Below are 16,393 nucleotides of genomic sequence, written 5' to 3'. Positions count from 1 at the left end.
GTTGCAAAGATCATCGCCTAAGATCAAGTAGTAAAGCATGATTGCCGCGTACGGATTTCGTTACGCGGCATTCGTGTCTAAGCGTTTCGTAGGGGCGTAGCTCAATTGGCAGAGCGTCGGTCTCCAAAACCGAAGGTCGGGGGTTCGAGGCCCTCCGCCCCTGCCACCTAATCAGGTGCAGGGTACCGAAAGTAAACAATGTCTAGCCAGCCTGTCCAAACCGTCAACACTTCCAACGACAAGATCAAGATTGCCCTGGCAATCGCTGCGGTCGTGGCGGGTGTGGTCGGTTTTTTTGTGTTGTCCGATCAGTCGACCCCGGTGCGCGCCGTTGCCCTGGTTGCTGGTCTGCTGGTGGCGATTGCGTTTGCCTGGACTTCAGCCCAAGGCCGCGGTTTCGTCGGCTTTGCCAAGGAGTCGGTACGTGAGACCAAGAAAGTCGTCTGGCCGACCCGCAAGGAAGCCATGCAGATCACCGCAGTGGTCTTCGCCTTCGTGCTGGTGATGGCGATCTTCCTCTGGGGAGCAGACAAGCTGCTGGAATTCCTGTTGTACGACGTAATTTTGGGCTGGAAATAATATGAGCGATAGCACACAGGACAGCGCACCGATTGGTGCGCAAGCCGTTTCAAGCGCAGGAAAAAAGCGCTGGTACGTGGTGCATGCATATTCCGGCATGGAAAAAAGCGTTCAGCGCGCACTGACCGAGCGCATCACCCGCGCCGGCATGCAAGACCAGTTTGGCCAGATCCTGGTGCCGACCGAAGAAGTGGTCGATATCAAGAATGGCCAGAAGTCGGTCACCGAGCGTCGTTTCTTCCCTGGCTACGTGCTGGTCGAGATGGAAATGACCGACGAGACCTGGCACCTGGTCAAGAACACCAGCAAGGTCACCGGTTTCATCGGCGGCAAGTCGAACCGGCCTACGCCGATTCCTCCGCATGAAGTCGACAAGATCATGCAGCAGATGCAAGAAGGCGTCGAGAAGCCGCGCCCCAAGGTGCTCTACGAAGTGGGCGAGATGATCCGCATCAAGGAAGGCCCGTTCACCGACTTCAACGGCAACGTCGAGGAAGTGAACTACGAGAAATCGCGCGTTCGCGTCTCGGTCACCATCTTCGGTCGTGCCACCCCGGTCGATCTCGAATTCGGCCAGCTCGAAAAAGTCTGATGACGCCAGGCGCAGGTCCACCGCGAACCTGGCCTAACGAAACAAGCGCCCGCAGGAGCGCATCGGTCGGGGCAGCCCGGCAGGTCAATCCGGCAACCGAGGAGCCACAGTAGGGCATCGCACGATACCCGACCCGGCGCTAAACTCATTCAATACAGGAGCCGTCATGGCAAAGAAAATCATCGGTTTTATCAAGCTGCAAGTGCCAGCTGGTAAAGCAAATCCATCCCCCCCGATCGGTCCGGCGCTGGGTCAGCGCGGTCTGAACATCATGGAATTCTGCAAGGCCTTCAACGCGCAAACGCAAGGTGTTGAGCCAGGTCTGCCGATTCCGGTCGTGATCACCGCCTTTGCCGACAAGTCCTTCACGTTCGTGATGAAGACGCCTCCGGCGACCATCCTGATCAAGAAGGCAGCCGGCATCCAGAAGGGTTCGCCGAAGCCACATACCGACAAGGTCGGTTCGATCACCCGCAAGCAAGCGGAAGAGATCGCTACCCAGAAGAAGCCGGACTTGACCGCTGCTGATCTGGAAGCTGCAGTGCGCACCATCGCTGGTTCCGCACGTTCGATGGGCATCACGGTGGAGGGTCTGTAATGGCTAAGGTATCCAAGCGCGTCAAGGCATTCAAGGAAAAGGTCGATCGTACCAAGGCTTATCCTTTTGACAATGCAGTTTCCCTGATCAAGGAATTCGCCACCGCCAAGTTCAACGAATCGATCGATGTGTCGGTTCAACTGGGCGTTGATGCAAAGAAGTCGGACCAGGTGGTTCGTGGTTCCGTGGTGCTGCCAGCCGGTACCGGCAAGTCGGTCCGCGTGGCCGTGTTTGCCTCGGGCGACAAGGCTGAAGCTGCCAAGGCAGCCGGCGCCGATGTGGTCGGCATGGAAGACCTGGCAGAGCGCGTGAAGGCCGGCGACATGCCGTTCGACATCGTGATCGCTTCGCCAGACACCATGCGTATCGTCGGTACCCTGGGCCAGATCCTGGGCCCACGTGGCCTGATGCCTAACCCGAAGGTCGGCACCGTGACCCCTGACGTCGCTACCGCCGTCAAGAACGCCAAGGCCGGTCAGGTACAGTACCGTACCGACAAGGCAGGTATCATCCACGCCACCATCGGCCGCAAGTCGTTCTCGGACGCAGATCTGAAGTCCAACCTGTTGGCGCTGATCGATGCACTGAACAAGGCCAAGCCGGCCAGCAGCAAGGGTGTCTACCTGCGCAAGATCGCACTGTCGTCCACCATGGGCGCCGGCGTTCGCGTGGATCAGGGTTCCCTGACTGCCTAAGCAAGAATCAAGTCCCCGTGTTCCTGGCGAACGCGGGGCACATCTTTGGGCTGCAGCCGTTGAAGTCTGACTGCTGCAGGCAATCAAAGACCGTTGGGCCGATACCGGTGGCAGCAATGCCGGTTGACGATAAACCGGGCGCATCACGCAACCGACCCAACGCAGATGGTGAACCCGATCAAGTTTTGTAGTCTCAGGCAGCATTTGCCGCTTTGCACTATGCTGCAATGAACTCCTAACCTCGGACGCCGTGTTCGAACCGGTGTAACGCAAGCGGATCCTTATCCGTGTTGTCGCGAAGCACTATTTTTGGAGGTTGATCTTGAGTCTCAATCTGAATGACAAGAAGGCCGTCGTCGCTGAAGTTTCCGCAAAGATTGCAACTGCGCAAACTGTCGTCGTGGCCGAATACCGTGGCATCCAGGTTGGTCACTTGACACAACTGCGCGCACAAGCGCGTGCCCAGGGCGTGTACTTGCGCGTGTTGAAAAACACGCTGGCTCGTCGCGCCGTGGAAGGCACGCAATTTGCCGACCTCGCCCCACAACTGACCGGTCCGCTGATCTATTCGATCTCGGAAGATGCCGTTGCCGCTGCCAAAGTCGTCGCCGACTTTGCCAAGACCAACGACAAGCTGGTTGTGAAGGCAGGTAACTACGCAGGCAAGCAGCTGGACAAGGCTGCCGTGACTGCGTTGGCAAGTATCCCAACCCGCGAAGTTCTGCTGGCCCAGTTGCTGGGCATGATGCAGGCGCCGGTGTCGGGCTTTGCACGTGGCCTGGCTGCCCTGGCAGCCAAGAAGGAAGCCGAAGCCGCGTGATGCGCGGTCGCCGCTGGCGACCTGCTCCGCAGCATCGACGATCCTTCGTCAAAACCAATCTGATGTTATTACCGAAATAAATTAGGAGTTTCAAATGGCAATTAGCAAAGAAGACATCCTGGAAGCCGTTGGCGCCCTGTCCGTGATGGAACTGAATGACCTGGTCAAGGCATTCGAAGAAAAGTTTGGCGTGTCGGCTGCTGCGATGGCTGTCGCCGGTCCTGCAGGTGGCGGTGCTGCTGCTGCTGCTGAAGAGCAAACCGAATTCACCGTCGTGCTGGCTGAAGTCGGCGCGAACAAGGTCGGCGTCATCAAGGCCGTGCGTGAAATCACCGGCCTGGGTCTGAAGGAAGCCAAGGACCTGGTTGACGGTGCACCGAAGCCAGTCAAGGAAGGTATCGCCAAGGCTGACGCCGAAGCCGCCAAGAAGAAGCTGGAAGAAGCTGGCGCCAAGGCAGAGCTGAAGTAATTACTTGCCTTCCAAGGCGAGTTGGTATGCCGGAGTCAAAGTGCAGAATCCCTTGAAAAAGGGATTCGGCTTTGGCTCCTTTGTCGTTTCTTATTTTTGTTCGTGTTTGGTCTGCTGCAATATCCCGATGCCGGGAATATTAAGCGCGAATGCAGCAAAAACCAAGGGTTGAAACTTGAAGATTTGAGTTGTCGATCATCCAGGTCCGCCAGATCCGCAGCAACATCGTAGATCCAGCTAGCCGGGTGTGCATCGAATCTTGAATTCTCTATCCTTCCTGTCACTCACGGAGTGTCCATGTCCATGCACTACTCATTTACTGAGAAGAAGCGTATTCGCAAGTCCTTCGCGAAGCGCGCAAACGTCCACAATGTACCGTTCCTGCTGGCGACTCAGATCGAGTCCTATCAGACGTTCCTGCAGTCCGAAGCCTTACCGTCGGCCCGCAAGAATGACGGTCTGCAATCTGCTTTCACCTCGATTTTCCCTATCGTGTCGCACAACGGCTTTGCGCGACTCGAGTTCCTCTCGTATGTGCTGGGTGCGCCTCCGTTCGACGTCAAGGAATGCCAACAGCGGGGCCTGACCTTTGCCTCGCCCCTGCGCGCCAAGGTGCGCCTGGTGATCCTGGACCGCGAGTCCCCCACCAAGCCGGTGGTCAAGGAAATGAAGGAACAGGAAGTCTACATGGGCGAACTGCCCCTGATGACCACCACCGGTTCGTTCGTCATCAACGGTACCGAGCGCGTCATCGTGTCGCAGCTGCACCGGTCGCCGGGCGTGTTCTTCGAACACGACCGCGGCAAGACGCACTCGTCGGGCAAGCTGCTGTTCTCGGCCCGTATCATTCCCTACCGCGGCTCCTGGCTGGACTTCGAATTCGATCCGAAGGATATCCTGTTCTTCCGCGTCGACCGTCGCCGCAAGATGCCGGTCACGATCCTGCTCAAGGCCATCGGCATGACGTCCGAGCAGATCCTGGCGAATTTCTTCGTATTCGACAACTTCAACCTGCACGCCGACGGCGCCGAGCTGGAATTCGTTTCCGAGCGCCTGCGTGGCGAAGTCGCGCGCTTCGACATCACCGACAAGTCGGGCAAGGTGATGGTCGCCAAGGACAAGCGTATCAACGCCAAGCACGTGCGTGATATCGAAGCGGCCGGCATCAAGCATATCTCGGTGCCTGAAGACTACCTGCTGGGCCGCGTACTGGCCAAGAACATCGTCGACGGCGACACCGGCGAAGTCATCGCCAGCGCCAACGACGAGCTGACCGAAGAGCTGCTGGCCCGCCTGCGCGAAGCCAACATCGACGCCATCCAGACCCTGTACACCAACGACCTGGACCAGGGCGGCTACATCTCGCAGACGCTGCGTACCGACGACACCGCCGACCAGACCGCTGCCCGCGTGGCGATCTATCGCATGATGCGTCCTGGCGAACCGCCAACCGAGGAATCGGTGGAAGCGCTGTTCAACGGCCTGTTCTACAGCGAAGACCGCTACGACCTGTCGGCCGTGGGCCGCATGAAGTTCAACCGTCGCGTCAGCCGTGACGAGCTGACCGGCACCATGACGCTGTCGAACGACGACATCCTGGCCGTCATCAAGATCCTGGTCGAATTGCGTAACGGTCGCGGCGAAGTCGATGACATCGATCACCTGGGTAACCGCCGCGTGCGTTGCGTGGGCGAACTGGCCGAAAACCAGTTCCGCGCCGGCCTCGTGCGTGTCGAGCGGGCCGTCAAGGAACGCCTGGGCCAAGCCGAGGCGGACAACCTGATGCCGCACGACCTGATCAACTCCAAGCCGATCTCGGCTGCCATCCGCGAGTTCTTCGGTTCGTCCCAGTTGTCGCAGTTCATGGACCAGACCAACCCGCTGTCGGAAATCACGCACAAGCGTCGCGTTTCCGCCCTCGGCCCTGGCGGCCTGACCCGCGAACGCGCCGGCTTCGAAGTGCGAGACGTGCACCCGACCCACTACGGTCGCGTGTGCCCGATCGAAACGCCTGAAGGCCCGAACATCGGCCTGATCAACTCGCTGGCGCTGTATGCCCGCCTGAACGAATACGGCTTCCTGGAAACCCCGTACCGCAAGGTCGAGAACAGCCAGGTCACCAACCAGATCGATTACCTGTCGGCCATCGAGGAAGGTCGCTATGTGATCGCCCAGGCCAACGCCACCATTACCGCGGGCAAGCTGTCCGATGAACTGGTGTCGGCGCGTGAAGCAGGCGAAACCATCCTGGTCTCGCCGGAGCGCGTGCAGTACATGGACGTGGCCCCCGGCCAGGTGGTGTCGGTGGCGGCGTCGCTGATTCCGTTCCTCGAGCACGATGACGCGAACCGCGCATTGATGGGTGCCAACATGCAGCGCCAGGCCGTGCCTTGCCTGCGCCCTGAAAAGCCGCTGGTCGGCACCGGCATCGAACGTACCGTGGCGGTCGACTCGGGTACCACCGTGCAAGCGCTGCGCGGCGGCGTGGTCGACTACGTCGACGCCGGCCGCGTGGTCATTCGCGTCAACGACGACGAGGCGCAAGCCGGTGAAGTCGGTGTGGATATCTACAACCTGATCAAGTACACCCGTTCGAACCAGAACACCAACATCAACCAGCGGCCGATCGTCAAGGTGGGCGACCGCGTGGCCAAGCACGACGTCATCGCCGACGGTGCTTCCACCGACCTGGGCGAGCTGGCACTGGGCCAGAACATGCTGGTGGCGTTCATGCCGTGGAACGGCTACAACTTCGAAGATTCGATCCTGATCTCCGAAAAGGTCGTGGCAGATGACCGCTACACCTCGATCCACATCGAAGAGCTGTCGGTGGTGGCGCGTGACACCAAGCTGGGCGCGGAAGAAATCACCCGCGACATCTCCAACCTGGCCGAGAACCAACTGGCACGCCTGGATGAATCCGGCATCACCTACATCGGTGCCGAGGTCGAAGCCGGCGATACCCTGGTCGGCAAGGTCACGCCAAAGGGCGAGACCCAGCTCACGCCTGAAGAAAAGCTGCTGCGCGCGATCTTCGGCGAAAAGGCCTCGGACGTGAAGGACACCTCGCTGCGCGTGCCATCGGGCATGGTCGGCACCGTCATCGACGTGCAGGTGTTCACCCGCGAAGGCATCCAGCGCGACAAGCGCGCCCAGCAGATCATCGACGACGAGCTCAAGCGCTACCGCCTGGACCTGAACGACCAGCTGCGCATCGTCGAAGGCGATGCCTTCCAGCGCCTGGAAAAGCTGTTGATCGGCAAGGTCGCCAATGGCGGCCCGAAGAAGCTGGTCAAGGGCGCCAAGCTGGACAAGGCCTACCTGGACGACCTGGACAAGTACCACTGGTTCGACATCCGTCCGGCCGACGACGACCTGGCCAATGCCCTCGAAGCGATCAAGGAATCGATCGCCGAGAAGCGCCACCAGTTCGACCTGGCCTTCGAAGAGAAGCGCAAGAAGCTGACCCAGGGCGATGAACTGCCGCCGGGCGTGCAGAAGATGGTCAAGGTCTACCTGGCCGTGAAGCGTCGCCTGCAGCCTGGCGACAAGATGGCCGGTCGTCACGGTAACAAGGGTGTGGTATCGCGCATCCTGCCGATCGAGGACATGCCGCACATGGCCGACGGTACGCCAGCCGACATCGTGCTCAACCCGCTGGGCGTGCCATCGCGGATGAACGTGGGCCAGGTGCTGGAAGTTCACCTGGGCTGGGCCGCCAAGGGCCTGGGCCTGCGCCTGGGCGAAATGGTCCAGGCACAAGCCAAGGTCGCCGAGCTGCGCAAGTTCCTGACCTCGATCTACAACGAATCGGGCAAGCAGGAAGAGCTCGACACGTTCAGCGATGACGAGATCGTCGAACTGGTCAACAACCTGAAGAAGGGTGTGCCGTTCGCCACGCCGGTGTTCGATGGCGCCCACGAAAGTGAGACCCGTCGCATGCTGGACCTGGCCTACCCGGACCCGATCGCCAAGCAACTGGGCATGACGCCGTCCAAGAACCAGGTCACGATGTATGACGGCCGTACCGGCGAAGCCTTCGAGCGCACCGTTACCGTCGGCTACATGCACTACCTGAAGCTGCATCACCTGGTCGACGACAAGATGCATGCACGTTCCACCGGTCCGTACTCGCTGGTGACCCAGCAACCGCTGGGTGGCAAGGCACAGTTCGGTGGCCAGCGTTTCGGCGAAATGGAAGTCTGGGCACTGGAAGCCTACGGTGCGTCGTACGTGCTGCAGGAAATGCTGACCGTCAAGTCGGACGACGTGAACGGCCGTACCAAGGTGTACGAGAACCTGGTCAAGGGCGACCACGTGATCGACGCCGGCATGCCGGAGTCCTTCAACGTGCTGGTCAAGGAAATCCGTTCGCTGGGTATCGACATCGACCTGGAACGCGAATGATGTCGGGCGCGGCGGCATGCGTCGCCGCGCCACTCGTCGTCTGGTGCGACGAGGCAGGGCAAGAGAATCGGAAATGTTAGTGCAGTACGGTCGGTAAAGCCTGTCCCGGTATTGTGCGGAACCGCGGAGCTCACAGCCCCGCTGGCTCTCCCGCCGATGCGAACAGGGTCAAGCAGGCAGAGCCGGCCACCCAAGATTTAGTTTTTTCACGCCAACCTGGAGTGATACATGAAAGCACTGCTCGATCTATTCAAGCAAGTTCAGCAAAATGAACAATTCGACGCCATCAAGATCGGCCTGGCGTCGCCCGAGAAAATCCGTTCGTGGTCCTACGGCGAAGTCAAGAAGCCGGAAACCATCAACTACCGTACTTTCAAGCCTGAGCGCGACGGCCTGTTCTGCGCCAAGATCTTCGGCCCCATCAAGGACTACGAGTGCCTGTGCGGCAAGTACAAGCGCCTGAAGCATCGCGGCGTGATCTGTGAGAAATGCGGCGTCGAAGTCACGCTGGCCAAGGTGCGCCGCGAGCGCATGGGTCACATCGAGCTGGCTTCGCCGACTGCACACATCTGGTTCCTGAAGTCGCTGCCGTCGCGTCTGGGCATGGTCCTGGACATGACCCTGCGGGACATCGAACGCGTGCTGTACTTCGAAGCCTATGTCGTGACCGATCCCGGCATGACTCCGCTCAAGAAGTGCCAGATCATGTCCGAGGACGACTACGCGGCCAAGTACGAAGAATACGGTGACGACTTCATCGCCTTCATGGGCGCCGAAGGTATCCGCGAACTGCTGCGCTCGATCGATATCGACCGCGACGCCGAGACCCTGCGCCAGGACCTGAAGGAATCGAAGTCCGAAGCCAAGATCAAGAAGTACGCCAAGCGCCTGAAGGTGCTCGAGGCGTTCCAGCGTTCGGGCATCAAGCCGGACTGGATGATCATGGAAGTGCTGCCGGTGCTGCCGCCGGAATTGCGTCCGCTGGTCCCGCTGGACGGCGGTCGCTTTGCGACCTCCGATTTGAACGACCTGTACCGTCGCGTCATCAACCGTAACAATCGCTTGAAGCGCCTGATGGAATTGCGCGCGCCGGAGATCATTACCCGCAACGAGAAGCGCATGTTGCAGGAAGCGGTCGACTCGCTGCTGGACAACGGTCGTCGCGGCAAGGCCATGACGGGCGCCAACAAGCGTCCGCTGAAGTCGCTGGCCGAAATGATCAAGGGCAAGGGCGGCCGTTTCCGTCAGAACCTGCTGGGCAAGCGCGTCGACTACTCGGGCCGTTCGGTCATCGTGGTGGGTCCGCAGCTCAAGCTGCACCAGTGCGGCCTGCCCAAGCTGATGGCGCTGGAACTGTTCAAGCCGTTCATCTTCAACAAGCTCGAACTGATGGGCCTGTCGACCACCATCAAGGCCGCCAAGAAACTGGTGGAAGCGCAAGAGCCGGTGGTGTGGGACATCCTGGAAGAAGTCATCCGCGAGCATCCGGTCATGCTCAACCGTGCACCTACGCTGCACCGCCTGGGTATCCAGGCGTTCGAGCCGGTCCTGATCGAAGGCAAGGCGATCCAGCTGCACCCGCTGGTCTGCGCCGCGTTCAACGCCGACTTCGACGGCGACCAGATGGCGGTCCACGTGCCTCTGTCGATCGAGGCACAGATGGAAGCCCGCACGCTGATGCTGGCCTCCAACAACATCCTGTTCCCGTCCAACGGCGAACCGTCCATCGTGCCGTCCCAGGATATCGTGCTGGGCCTGTACTACGCCACGCGTGAAGCCATCAACGGCAAGAACGAAGGCATGTTGTTCCCGGACGTGTCGGAAGTCATCCGCGCCTACGACAACAAGGAAGTCGAGCTGGCCACGCGCGTGACCGTGCGTATCGTCGAGCACCCGAAGGATCCGGTCACCGGCGAATTCGTGCGTACCGTCAAGCGCTACGAAACCACCGTGGGCCGCGCCATCCTGTCCGAGATCCTGCCCAAGGGCCTGCCGTTCTCGGTGCTCAACCGCGCGCTGAAGAAGAAGGAAATCTCGAAGCTGATCAACACGTCGTTCCGCAAGTGCGGCCTGCGCGCCACCGTGGTGTTTGCCGACCAGCTGATGCAGTCGGGCTTCCGCCTGGCTACTCGCGCCGGTATCTCCATCTGCGTGGATGACATGCTGGTGCCGCCACAAAAGGCGACCCTGATCGCTGCGGCCGAATCCGAGGTCAAGCAGATCGAACAGCAATACGCGTCGGGTCTGGTCACCGCCGGCGAGCGCTACAACAAGGTGGTGGACATCTGGGGCAAGGCCGGCGACGAAGTCGGCAAGGCCATGATGGACCAGCTCAAGGTGGAAGACGTCGTTACCCGCGAGGGCAAGAAGACCACCCAGGAATCGTTCAACGCGATCTACATGATGGCCGACTCCGGCGCCCGTGGTTCGGCTGCCCAGATTCGCCAGCTGGCCGGTATGCGTGGCCTGATGGCCAAGCCGGACGGCTCCATCATCGAGACGCCGATTACCGCGAACTTCCGCGAAGGCCTCAACGTTCTGCAGTACTTCATCTCGACGCACGGTGCCCGCAAGGGTCTGGCCGATACCGCGCTCAAGACCGCGAACTCCGGTTACCTGACCCGTCGCCTGGTCGATGTGACCCAGGATCTGGTGGTGATCGAGGACGATTGCGGCACCGCCAATGGCGCCGTCATGAAGGCGCTGGTCGAAGGTGGTGAAGTCATCGAAGCGCTGCGTGACCGTATCCTGGGTCGCGTGGTGGCAACCGACGTCGTCAATCCGGAGAACCAGGCTACGCTGTATGAAGCCGGCACCCTGATGGATGAAGATACGGTCGAAGAAATCGAACGCCTGGGCATCGACGAAGTCAAGGTCCGCACCCCGCTGACCTGCGACACCCGTTACGGCCTGTGCGGCAAGTGCTATGGTCGCGACCTCGGCCGCGGCCAGCTGGTCAACTCCGGCGAAGCCGTCGGCGTGATCGCGGCGCAGTCGATCGGCGAACCAGGTACCCAGCTGACCATGCGTACGTTCCACATCGGTGGTGCGGCATCGCGTGCGGCGGTGGCGTCGTCGGTCGAGGCCAAGTCGAACGGCACCGTGCGCTTTACCGCCACGATGCGCTACGTCACCAATGGCAAGAACGAGCAGATCGTCATTTCCCGTTCCGGCGAAGTGCTGATCACCGATGACCTGGGTCGCGAGCGCGAGCGTCACAAAGTGCCTTACGGCGCCACCCTGATCGTCAAGGATGGCCTGGTGATCAAGGCCGGTACGGCCCTGGCAACCTGGGACCCGCTGACCCGTCCGATCATCACCGAGTACTCCGGTACGGTGAAGTTCGAAAACGTGGAAGAGGGCGCTACCGTGGCCAAGCAGATCGACGAAGTCACCGGTCTGTCGACCCTGGTGGTGATCGACGCCAAGCGTCGTGGCCCGTCGTCGAAGGTGATGCGTCCACAGGTCAAGCTGTTGAACGAGGCAGGCGAGGAAGTCAAGATCGCCGGCACCGAGCACGCCGTGACCATCGGCTTCCAGGTGGGTGCGCTCATCACCGTCAAGGACGGCCAGCAAGTGCACGTGGGTGAAGTGCTGGCGCGTATCCCGACCGAATCGCAGAAGACGCGTGACATCACCGGTGGTCTGCCGCGTGTGGCCGAGCTGTTCGAAGCGCGTTCGCCCAAGGATGCCGGCATGCTGGCCGAAGTCACCGGTACCGTTGCCTTCGGCAAGGAAACCAAGGGCAAGCAGCGCCTGGAAATCACCGACATGGAAGGCACCAAGCACGAGTTCCTGATCACCAAGGACAAGCAGGTGCTGGTACACGACGGCCAGGTGGTGAACAAGGGCGAAATGATCGTGGACGGTCCGGCCGATCCGCAAGACATCCTGCGCCTGCTGGGTATCGAAGCGCTGGCACGCTACATCGTCGACGAAGTGCAGGACGTGTACCGCCTGCAGGGCGTGAAGATCAACGACAAGCACATCGAAGTGATCGTGCGCCAGATGTTGCGTCGCGTGCAAGTGGTGGAGCCGGGTGACACCAGCTACATCACCGGTGAGCAGGTCGAGCGTTCCGAGTTGCTCGACGAGAACGACCGCGTCAATGCCGAAGGCAAGTTGCCTGCGACCTACGAAAACGTGCTGCTGGGTATTACCAAGGCTTCGCTGTCGACCGACTCGTTCATCTCGGCCGCATCGTTCCAGGAAACTACCCGCGTGCTGACCGAAGCGGCGATCATGGGCAAGAAGGATGGCTTGCGCGGCCTGAAGGAAAACGTGATCGTCGGCCGCCTGATCCCGGCCGGTACCGGTCTGGCCTACCACCGCGCCCGCAAGGAAAAGGACGTGTGGGAAGCCGAAGAGCGCGCAGCATTGCTCGAGTCCGAGCGCAGCAACCGCACCTCGGCCGAAGAAGCGGAAATCATCTCTTCGATCGAAGCCATCGGCGGCGGCAGCAGCGAAGGCGAGGCTTGAGTCACACCCCGGACCGGCGGCTGCGGCCGTCGGCGCGGGGTAAGGCGATGTCAGGCTGACAAGACGGCGCCGGGTTGATCCCCGGCGCCGTCTTTTTACATGGCAAGCGGCAGTTGTCGGGAAGGAAGTTTACGTGGCAAATCAGCCTCAAAAGCCCGTGCGGCCTGGCGAATTCATGCTCGCGGTTGACCCTTGGCCGGATCAGGAATATACTCGCGAGTTCTCGAATTTAGGCTCGCCCGGGCTTATGCGTTCTTTGGTCTGACGTCTCGCCACCGCGACGTTCTTCCCCTCCGGTCTTAAATCGAAGCGCGTCTTGCGCGTGTTCTACCTAGTTTTCCGTGGTTCCGGGCAACCGTTTCCGGAACCTGTTTTCAATGCTGTACTTTGTTGGATTAAAACGATGCCAACCATCAATCAACTGATTCGCAAACCACGCGTCTCCGCGATCGTGAAGAGCAAATCGCCGGCGCTGGAAAACAGCCCGCAGAAACGCGGCGTTTGCACCCGTGTTTACACCACCACCCCGAAGAAGCCGAACTCGGCGCTGCGTAAGGTGGCCAAGGTTCGTCTGACCAACGGTTTCGAAGTCATTTCGTACATCGGCGGTGAAGGCCACAACCTGCAAGAACACAGTGTCGTGCTGATTCGCGGCGGCCGTGTAAAGGATTTGCCAGGTGTGCGTTATCACATGGTTCGCGGTGCACTGGATACCCAGGGCGTCAAGGATCGTAAGCAAGCTCGCTCGAAGTACGGTGCCAAGCGCGCCAAGGCAGCCAAGAAGTAATTTTGTCCTTACCCGGTGCAAGCCAGGCAAGGTGAGTCGGCCCGGATGGGCTGAGTAAGTGGGAGCCATGATGGCTTTCCGCGAGTGCAGGCGATGTTTAGATCTGCGGTTCGCCCACTCAACTGAAGATTGAAAGGAATTGAAATGCCACGTCGTCGTGAAGTACCCAAGCGGGATATCCTGCCAGATCCAAAGTTCGGTAACGTTGATGTTGCCAAGTTCGTCAACGTGCTGATGCTGTCGGGCAAGAAGTCGGTTGCCGAAAACATCATCTACGGTGCCTTCGACCACATCCAGCAAAAATCGGGCAAGGACCCGCTGGAAGTGTTTGCCGCTGCCCTGAGCAACTGCAAGCCGATGGTTGAAGTGAAGTCGCGTCGCGTTGGCGGCGCCAACTACCAGGTGCCGGTCGAAGTGCGTCCAGTGCGCCGTATGGCCCTGTCGATGCGTTGGTTGCGTGAAGCTGCCAACAAGCGCAGCGAGAAGTCGATGCCCCAGCGTCTGGGTGGCGAGCTGCTGGAAGCCGCCGAAGGCCGTGGCGGTGCGATGAAGAAGCGTGACGAAGTGCACCGTATGGCCGAAGCGAACAAGGCGTTCTCGCACTTCCGCTTCTAAGTACCGCTTTTTACAAGACTGGACCAGGTTTTTTGAATCGATCAAGAGACCTTGTCACCATCTGAAATTGGTTCGAGCCGAGCGTTTATTTGAATAAAGTAGCGCTCGGTTTCGTGCATTAAAGACTTAGGAATAAATCATGGCTCGCAAGACCCCCATTGAGCGCTACCGCAACATCGGTATCTCCGCGCACATCGATGCCGGCAAGACCACCACTACCGAGCGCGTGCTGTTCTACACAGGCGTGAACCACAAGATCGGTGAAGTGCACGATGGCGCCGCCACCATGGACTGGATGGAGCAAGAGCAAGAGCGTGGCATCACCATCACCTCGGCTGCTACCACCTGCTTCTGGAAGGGCATGGCGAACAACTTCCCGGCTCACCACATCAACATCATCGACACCCCGGGTCACGTCGACTTCACCATCGAAGTCGAGCGCTCGATGCGTGTTCTGGATGGCGCCTGCATGGTCTACTGTGCAGTCGGTGGCGTGCAGCCGCAATCCGAAACCGTGTGGCGTCAGGCCAACAAGTACAAGGTCCCGCGTCTGGCCTTCGTCAACAAGATGGACCGTACCGGTGCCAACTTCTTCAAGGTCTACGAACAGATGCGGGCGCGCCTGAAGGCCAACCCGATCCCGATGCAAGTACCTATCGGCGCAGAAGAAAACTTCGAAGGCGTGATCGACCTGGTCAAGATGCGCGCGATCTACTGGGACGACGCTTCGCAAGGCATGAAGTTCGACTACCGCGACATCCCCGAGCACCTGAAGGCCGACGCGCAGAAGTGGCGTGAAAACCTGGTCGAGGCCGCGGCCGAAGCTTCCGAAGAGCTGATGAACAAGTACCTGGAAGAAGGCGACCTGACCGAAGAAGAGATCAAGGGCGCGATTCGTCAACGTACCATCGCCAGCGAAATCGTCCCGATGATGTGCGGCACCGCCTTCAAGAACAAGGGCGTGCAAGCGATGCTGGACGGCGTGATCGAGTACCTGCCTTCGCCGGTCGATATTCCACCTGTCCCAGGCACCAACGAAGATGAAGAGCCGGTCGTGCGCAAGGCCGAAGACACCGAGAAGTTCTCGGCGCTGGCATTCAAGATCGCCACCGACCCGTTCGTGGGCCAGCTGTGCTTCATCCGTTGCTACTCGGGCACCCTGAATTCGGGCGACACCGTGTTGAACTCGGTGAAGTCGAAGAAGGAACGTATCGGCCGTATCGTCCAGATGCACGCCAACCAACGTGAAGAAATCAAGGAAATGCTGGCAGGCGACATCGCCGCCGTCGTGGGCCTGAAGGACACCACCACTGGTGACACCCTGTGCGACGACAAGGCAGTGGTCGTGCTGGAGCGCATGGTCTTCCCCGAGCCGGTGATCTCGCAGGCCGTCGAGCCGAAGACCAAGGCCGACCAGGAAAAGATGGGCCTGGCGCTGAACCGCCTGGCTGCGGAAGATCCGTCGTTCCGCGTGCGTACCGACGAAGAATCGGGCCAGACCATCATCGCCGGTATGGGCGAGCTGCACCTGGACATCATCGTCGACCGCATGAAGCGTGAATTCAACGTCGAAGCGACCGTCGGCAAGCCACAGGTTGCCTACCGCGAAACCATCCGCAAGACCTGCGAAGAGTCCGAAGGCAAGTTCGTCAAGCAGTCGGGTGGTCGTGGTCAGTACGGTCACGTGGTGCTGAAGATCGAACCGCAAGAAGCCGGCAAGGGCTTCGAGTTCGTCGACGCCATCAAGGGCGGTACCGTTCCACGCGAATTCATCCCTGCAGTTGAAAAGGGTGTGCGTGAAACACTGAACACCGGCGTGTTGGCCGGTTACCCGGTGGTTGACGTCAAGGTCACCCTGTTCTTCGGTTCGTACCACGATGTGGACTCGAACGAAAACGCGTTCCGCATGGCCGGTTCGATGGCGTTTAAGGACGGCTGCCGTCGCGCCAGCCCGGTCATCCTCGAGCCGATGATGGCCGTGGAAGTCGAAACGCCTGAAGACTACGCCGGTACCGTGATGGGCGACCTGTCGTCGCGTCGCGGCATGGTGCAAGGCATGGATGAAATCGCCGGTGGCGGTGGCAAGATCATCAAGGCTGAAGTCCCGCTGTCGGAAATGTTCGGTTACTCGACCACGCTGCGTTCGGCGACTCAAGGCCGTGCAACGTACTCGATGGAATTCAAGCACTACTCCGAAGCACCGAAGAACGTGATCGACGCGATCGTCACTTCCAAGGCCAAGTAAGCTGCAATCAAATTCGGCCCATCCCGTGTGGGGTGGGCCGGCACCGATTATCGAAACATTGAACGTAACGTTCTCTTGAAGGAATTCTAAAATGGCAAAAGGCAAGT

Annotated in this window: 11 protein-coding genes and 1 tRNA gene; all 12 read left to right on the top strand. The window is 60.0% G+C overall.

Annotated elements, in window-relative coordinates; all coding sequences use genetic code 11:
- The first annotated feature begins 90 nt into the window (after window positions 1-90).
- The 12 genes from PMI40_RS05640 to fusA all read left to right on the top strand — a co-directional run bounded on the left by PMI40_RS05640 (window position 91) and on the right by fusA (window position 16,286).
- A tRNA-Trp gene (locus tag PMI40_RS05640) sits at window positions 91-166 on the top strand.
- Between the two features lie 32 nt (window positions 167-198).
- Window positions 199-579, top strand: coding sequence for a preprotein translocase subunit SecE (gene secE, locus PMI40_RS05635; protein WP_008113051.1), 381 nt, complete (start codon window positions 199-201; stop codon window positions 577-579).
- Between the two features lies 1 nt (window position 580).
- The gene (gene nusG / locus PMI40_RS05630) at window positions 581-1,171 is read left to right on the top strand and encodes a transcription termination/antitermination protein NusG (RefSeq protein WP_008113050.1); all 591 of its coding nucleotides are present in this window, start codon (window positions 581-583) and stop codon (window positions 1,169-1,171) included.
- A 166-nt stretch (window positions 1,172-1,337) separates the two neighbouring features.
- Window positions 1,338-1,769, top strand: coding sequence for a 50S ribosomal protein L11 (gene rplK / locus PMI40_RS05625; protein ID WP_008113049.1), 432 nt, complete (start codon window positions 1,338-1,340; stop codon window positions 1,767-1,769).
- Window positions 1,769-2,464 carry a 50S ribosomal protein L1 gene (gene rplA / locus PMI40_RS05620; RefSeq protein ID WP_008113048.1) on the top strand — a complete coding sequence of 232 codons (696 nt, stop codon included), beginning with the start codon at window positions 1,769-1,771 and terminating at the stop codon, window positions 2,462-2,464. The genes rplK and rplA overlap by 1 nt, the downstream gene beginning before the upstream one ends.
- 322 nt (window positions 2,465-2,786) lie before the next feature.
- Window positions 2,787-3,284: a 50S ribosomal protein L10 gene (gene rplJ / locus PMI40_RS05615; RefSeq protein WP_008113047.1), complete on the top strand. Its 498-nt coding sequence runs from the start codon at window positions 2,787-2,789 to the stop codon at window positions 3,282-3,284.
- Window positions 3,285-3,378: 94 nt separating this feature from the next.
- Window positions 3,379-3,753: a 50S ribosomal protein L7/L12 gene (gene rplL, locus PMI40_RS05610; RefSeq protein WP_008113046.1), complete on the top strand. Its 375-nt coding sequence runs from the start codon at window positions 3,379-3,381 to the stop codon at window positions 3,751-3,753.
- Between the two features lie 303 nt (window positions 3,754-4,056).
- Window positions 4,057-8,160: a DNA-directed RNA polymerase subunit beta gene (gene rpoB, locus PMI40_RS05605; protein WP_040501715.1), complete on the top strand. Its 4,104-nt coding sequence runs from the start codon at window positions 4,057-4,059 to the stop codon at window positions 8,158-8,160.
- 228 nt (window positions 8,161-8,388) lie between these two features.
- Window positions 8,389-12,639, top strand: coding sequence for a DNA-directed RNA polymerase subunit beta' (gene rpoC, locus PMI40_RS05600; protein WP_008113043.1), 4,251 nt, complete (start codon window positions 8,389-8,391; stop codon window positions 12,637-12,639).
- A gap of 403 nt (window positions 12,640-13,042) precedes the next feature.
- Window positions 13,043-13,426 carry a 30S ribosomal protein S12 gene (gene rpsL, locus PMI40_RS05595; protein WP_008113040.1) on the top strand — a complete coding sequence of 128 codons (384 nt, stop codon included), beginning with the start codon at window positions 13,043-13,045 and terminating at the stop codon, window positions 13,424-13,426.
- Between the two features lie 144 nt (window positions 13,427-13,570).
- Complete coding sequence (gene rpsG, locus PMI40_RS05590; RefSeq protein WP_008113038.1) at window positions 13,571-14,041, top strand: 30S ribosomal protein S7; 471 nt, start codon at window positions 13,571-13,573, stop codon at window positions 14,039-14,041.
- A gap of 139 nt (window positions 14,042-14,180) precedes the next feature.
- Window positions 14,181-16,286: an elongation factor G gene (gene fusA / locus PMI40_RS05585; protein ID WP_008113035.1), complete on the top strand. Its 2,106-nt coding sequence runs from the start codon at window positions 14,181-14,183 to the stop codon at window positions 16,284-16,286.
- Window positions 16,287-16,393: the final 107 nt, after the last annotated feature.

The organism is Herbaspirillum sp. YR522, assembly GCF_000282575.1.
In the GTDB taxonomy this organism is placed as follows: domain Bacteria; phylum Pseudomonadota; class Gammaproteobacteria; order Burkholderiales; family Burkholderiaceae_D; genus Herbaspirillum.
Note: the sequence above shows the minus strand (reverse complement) of the source record. Positions and strands in the feature narration are given on the sequence as shown.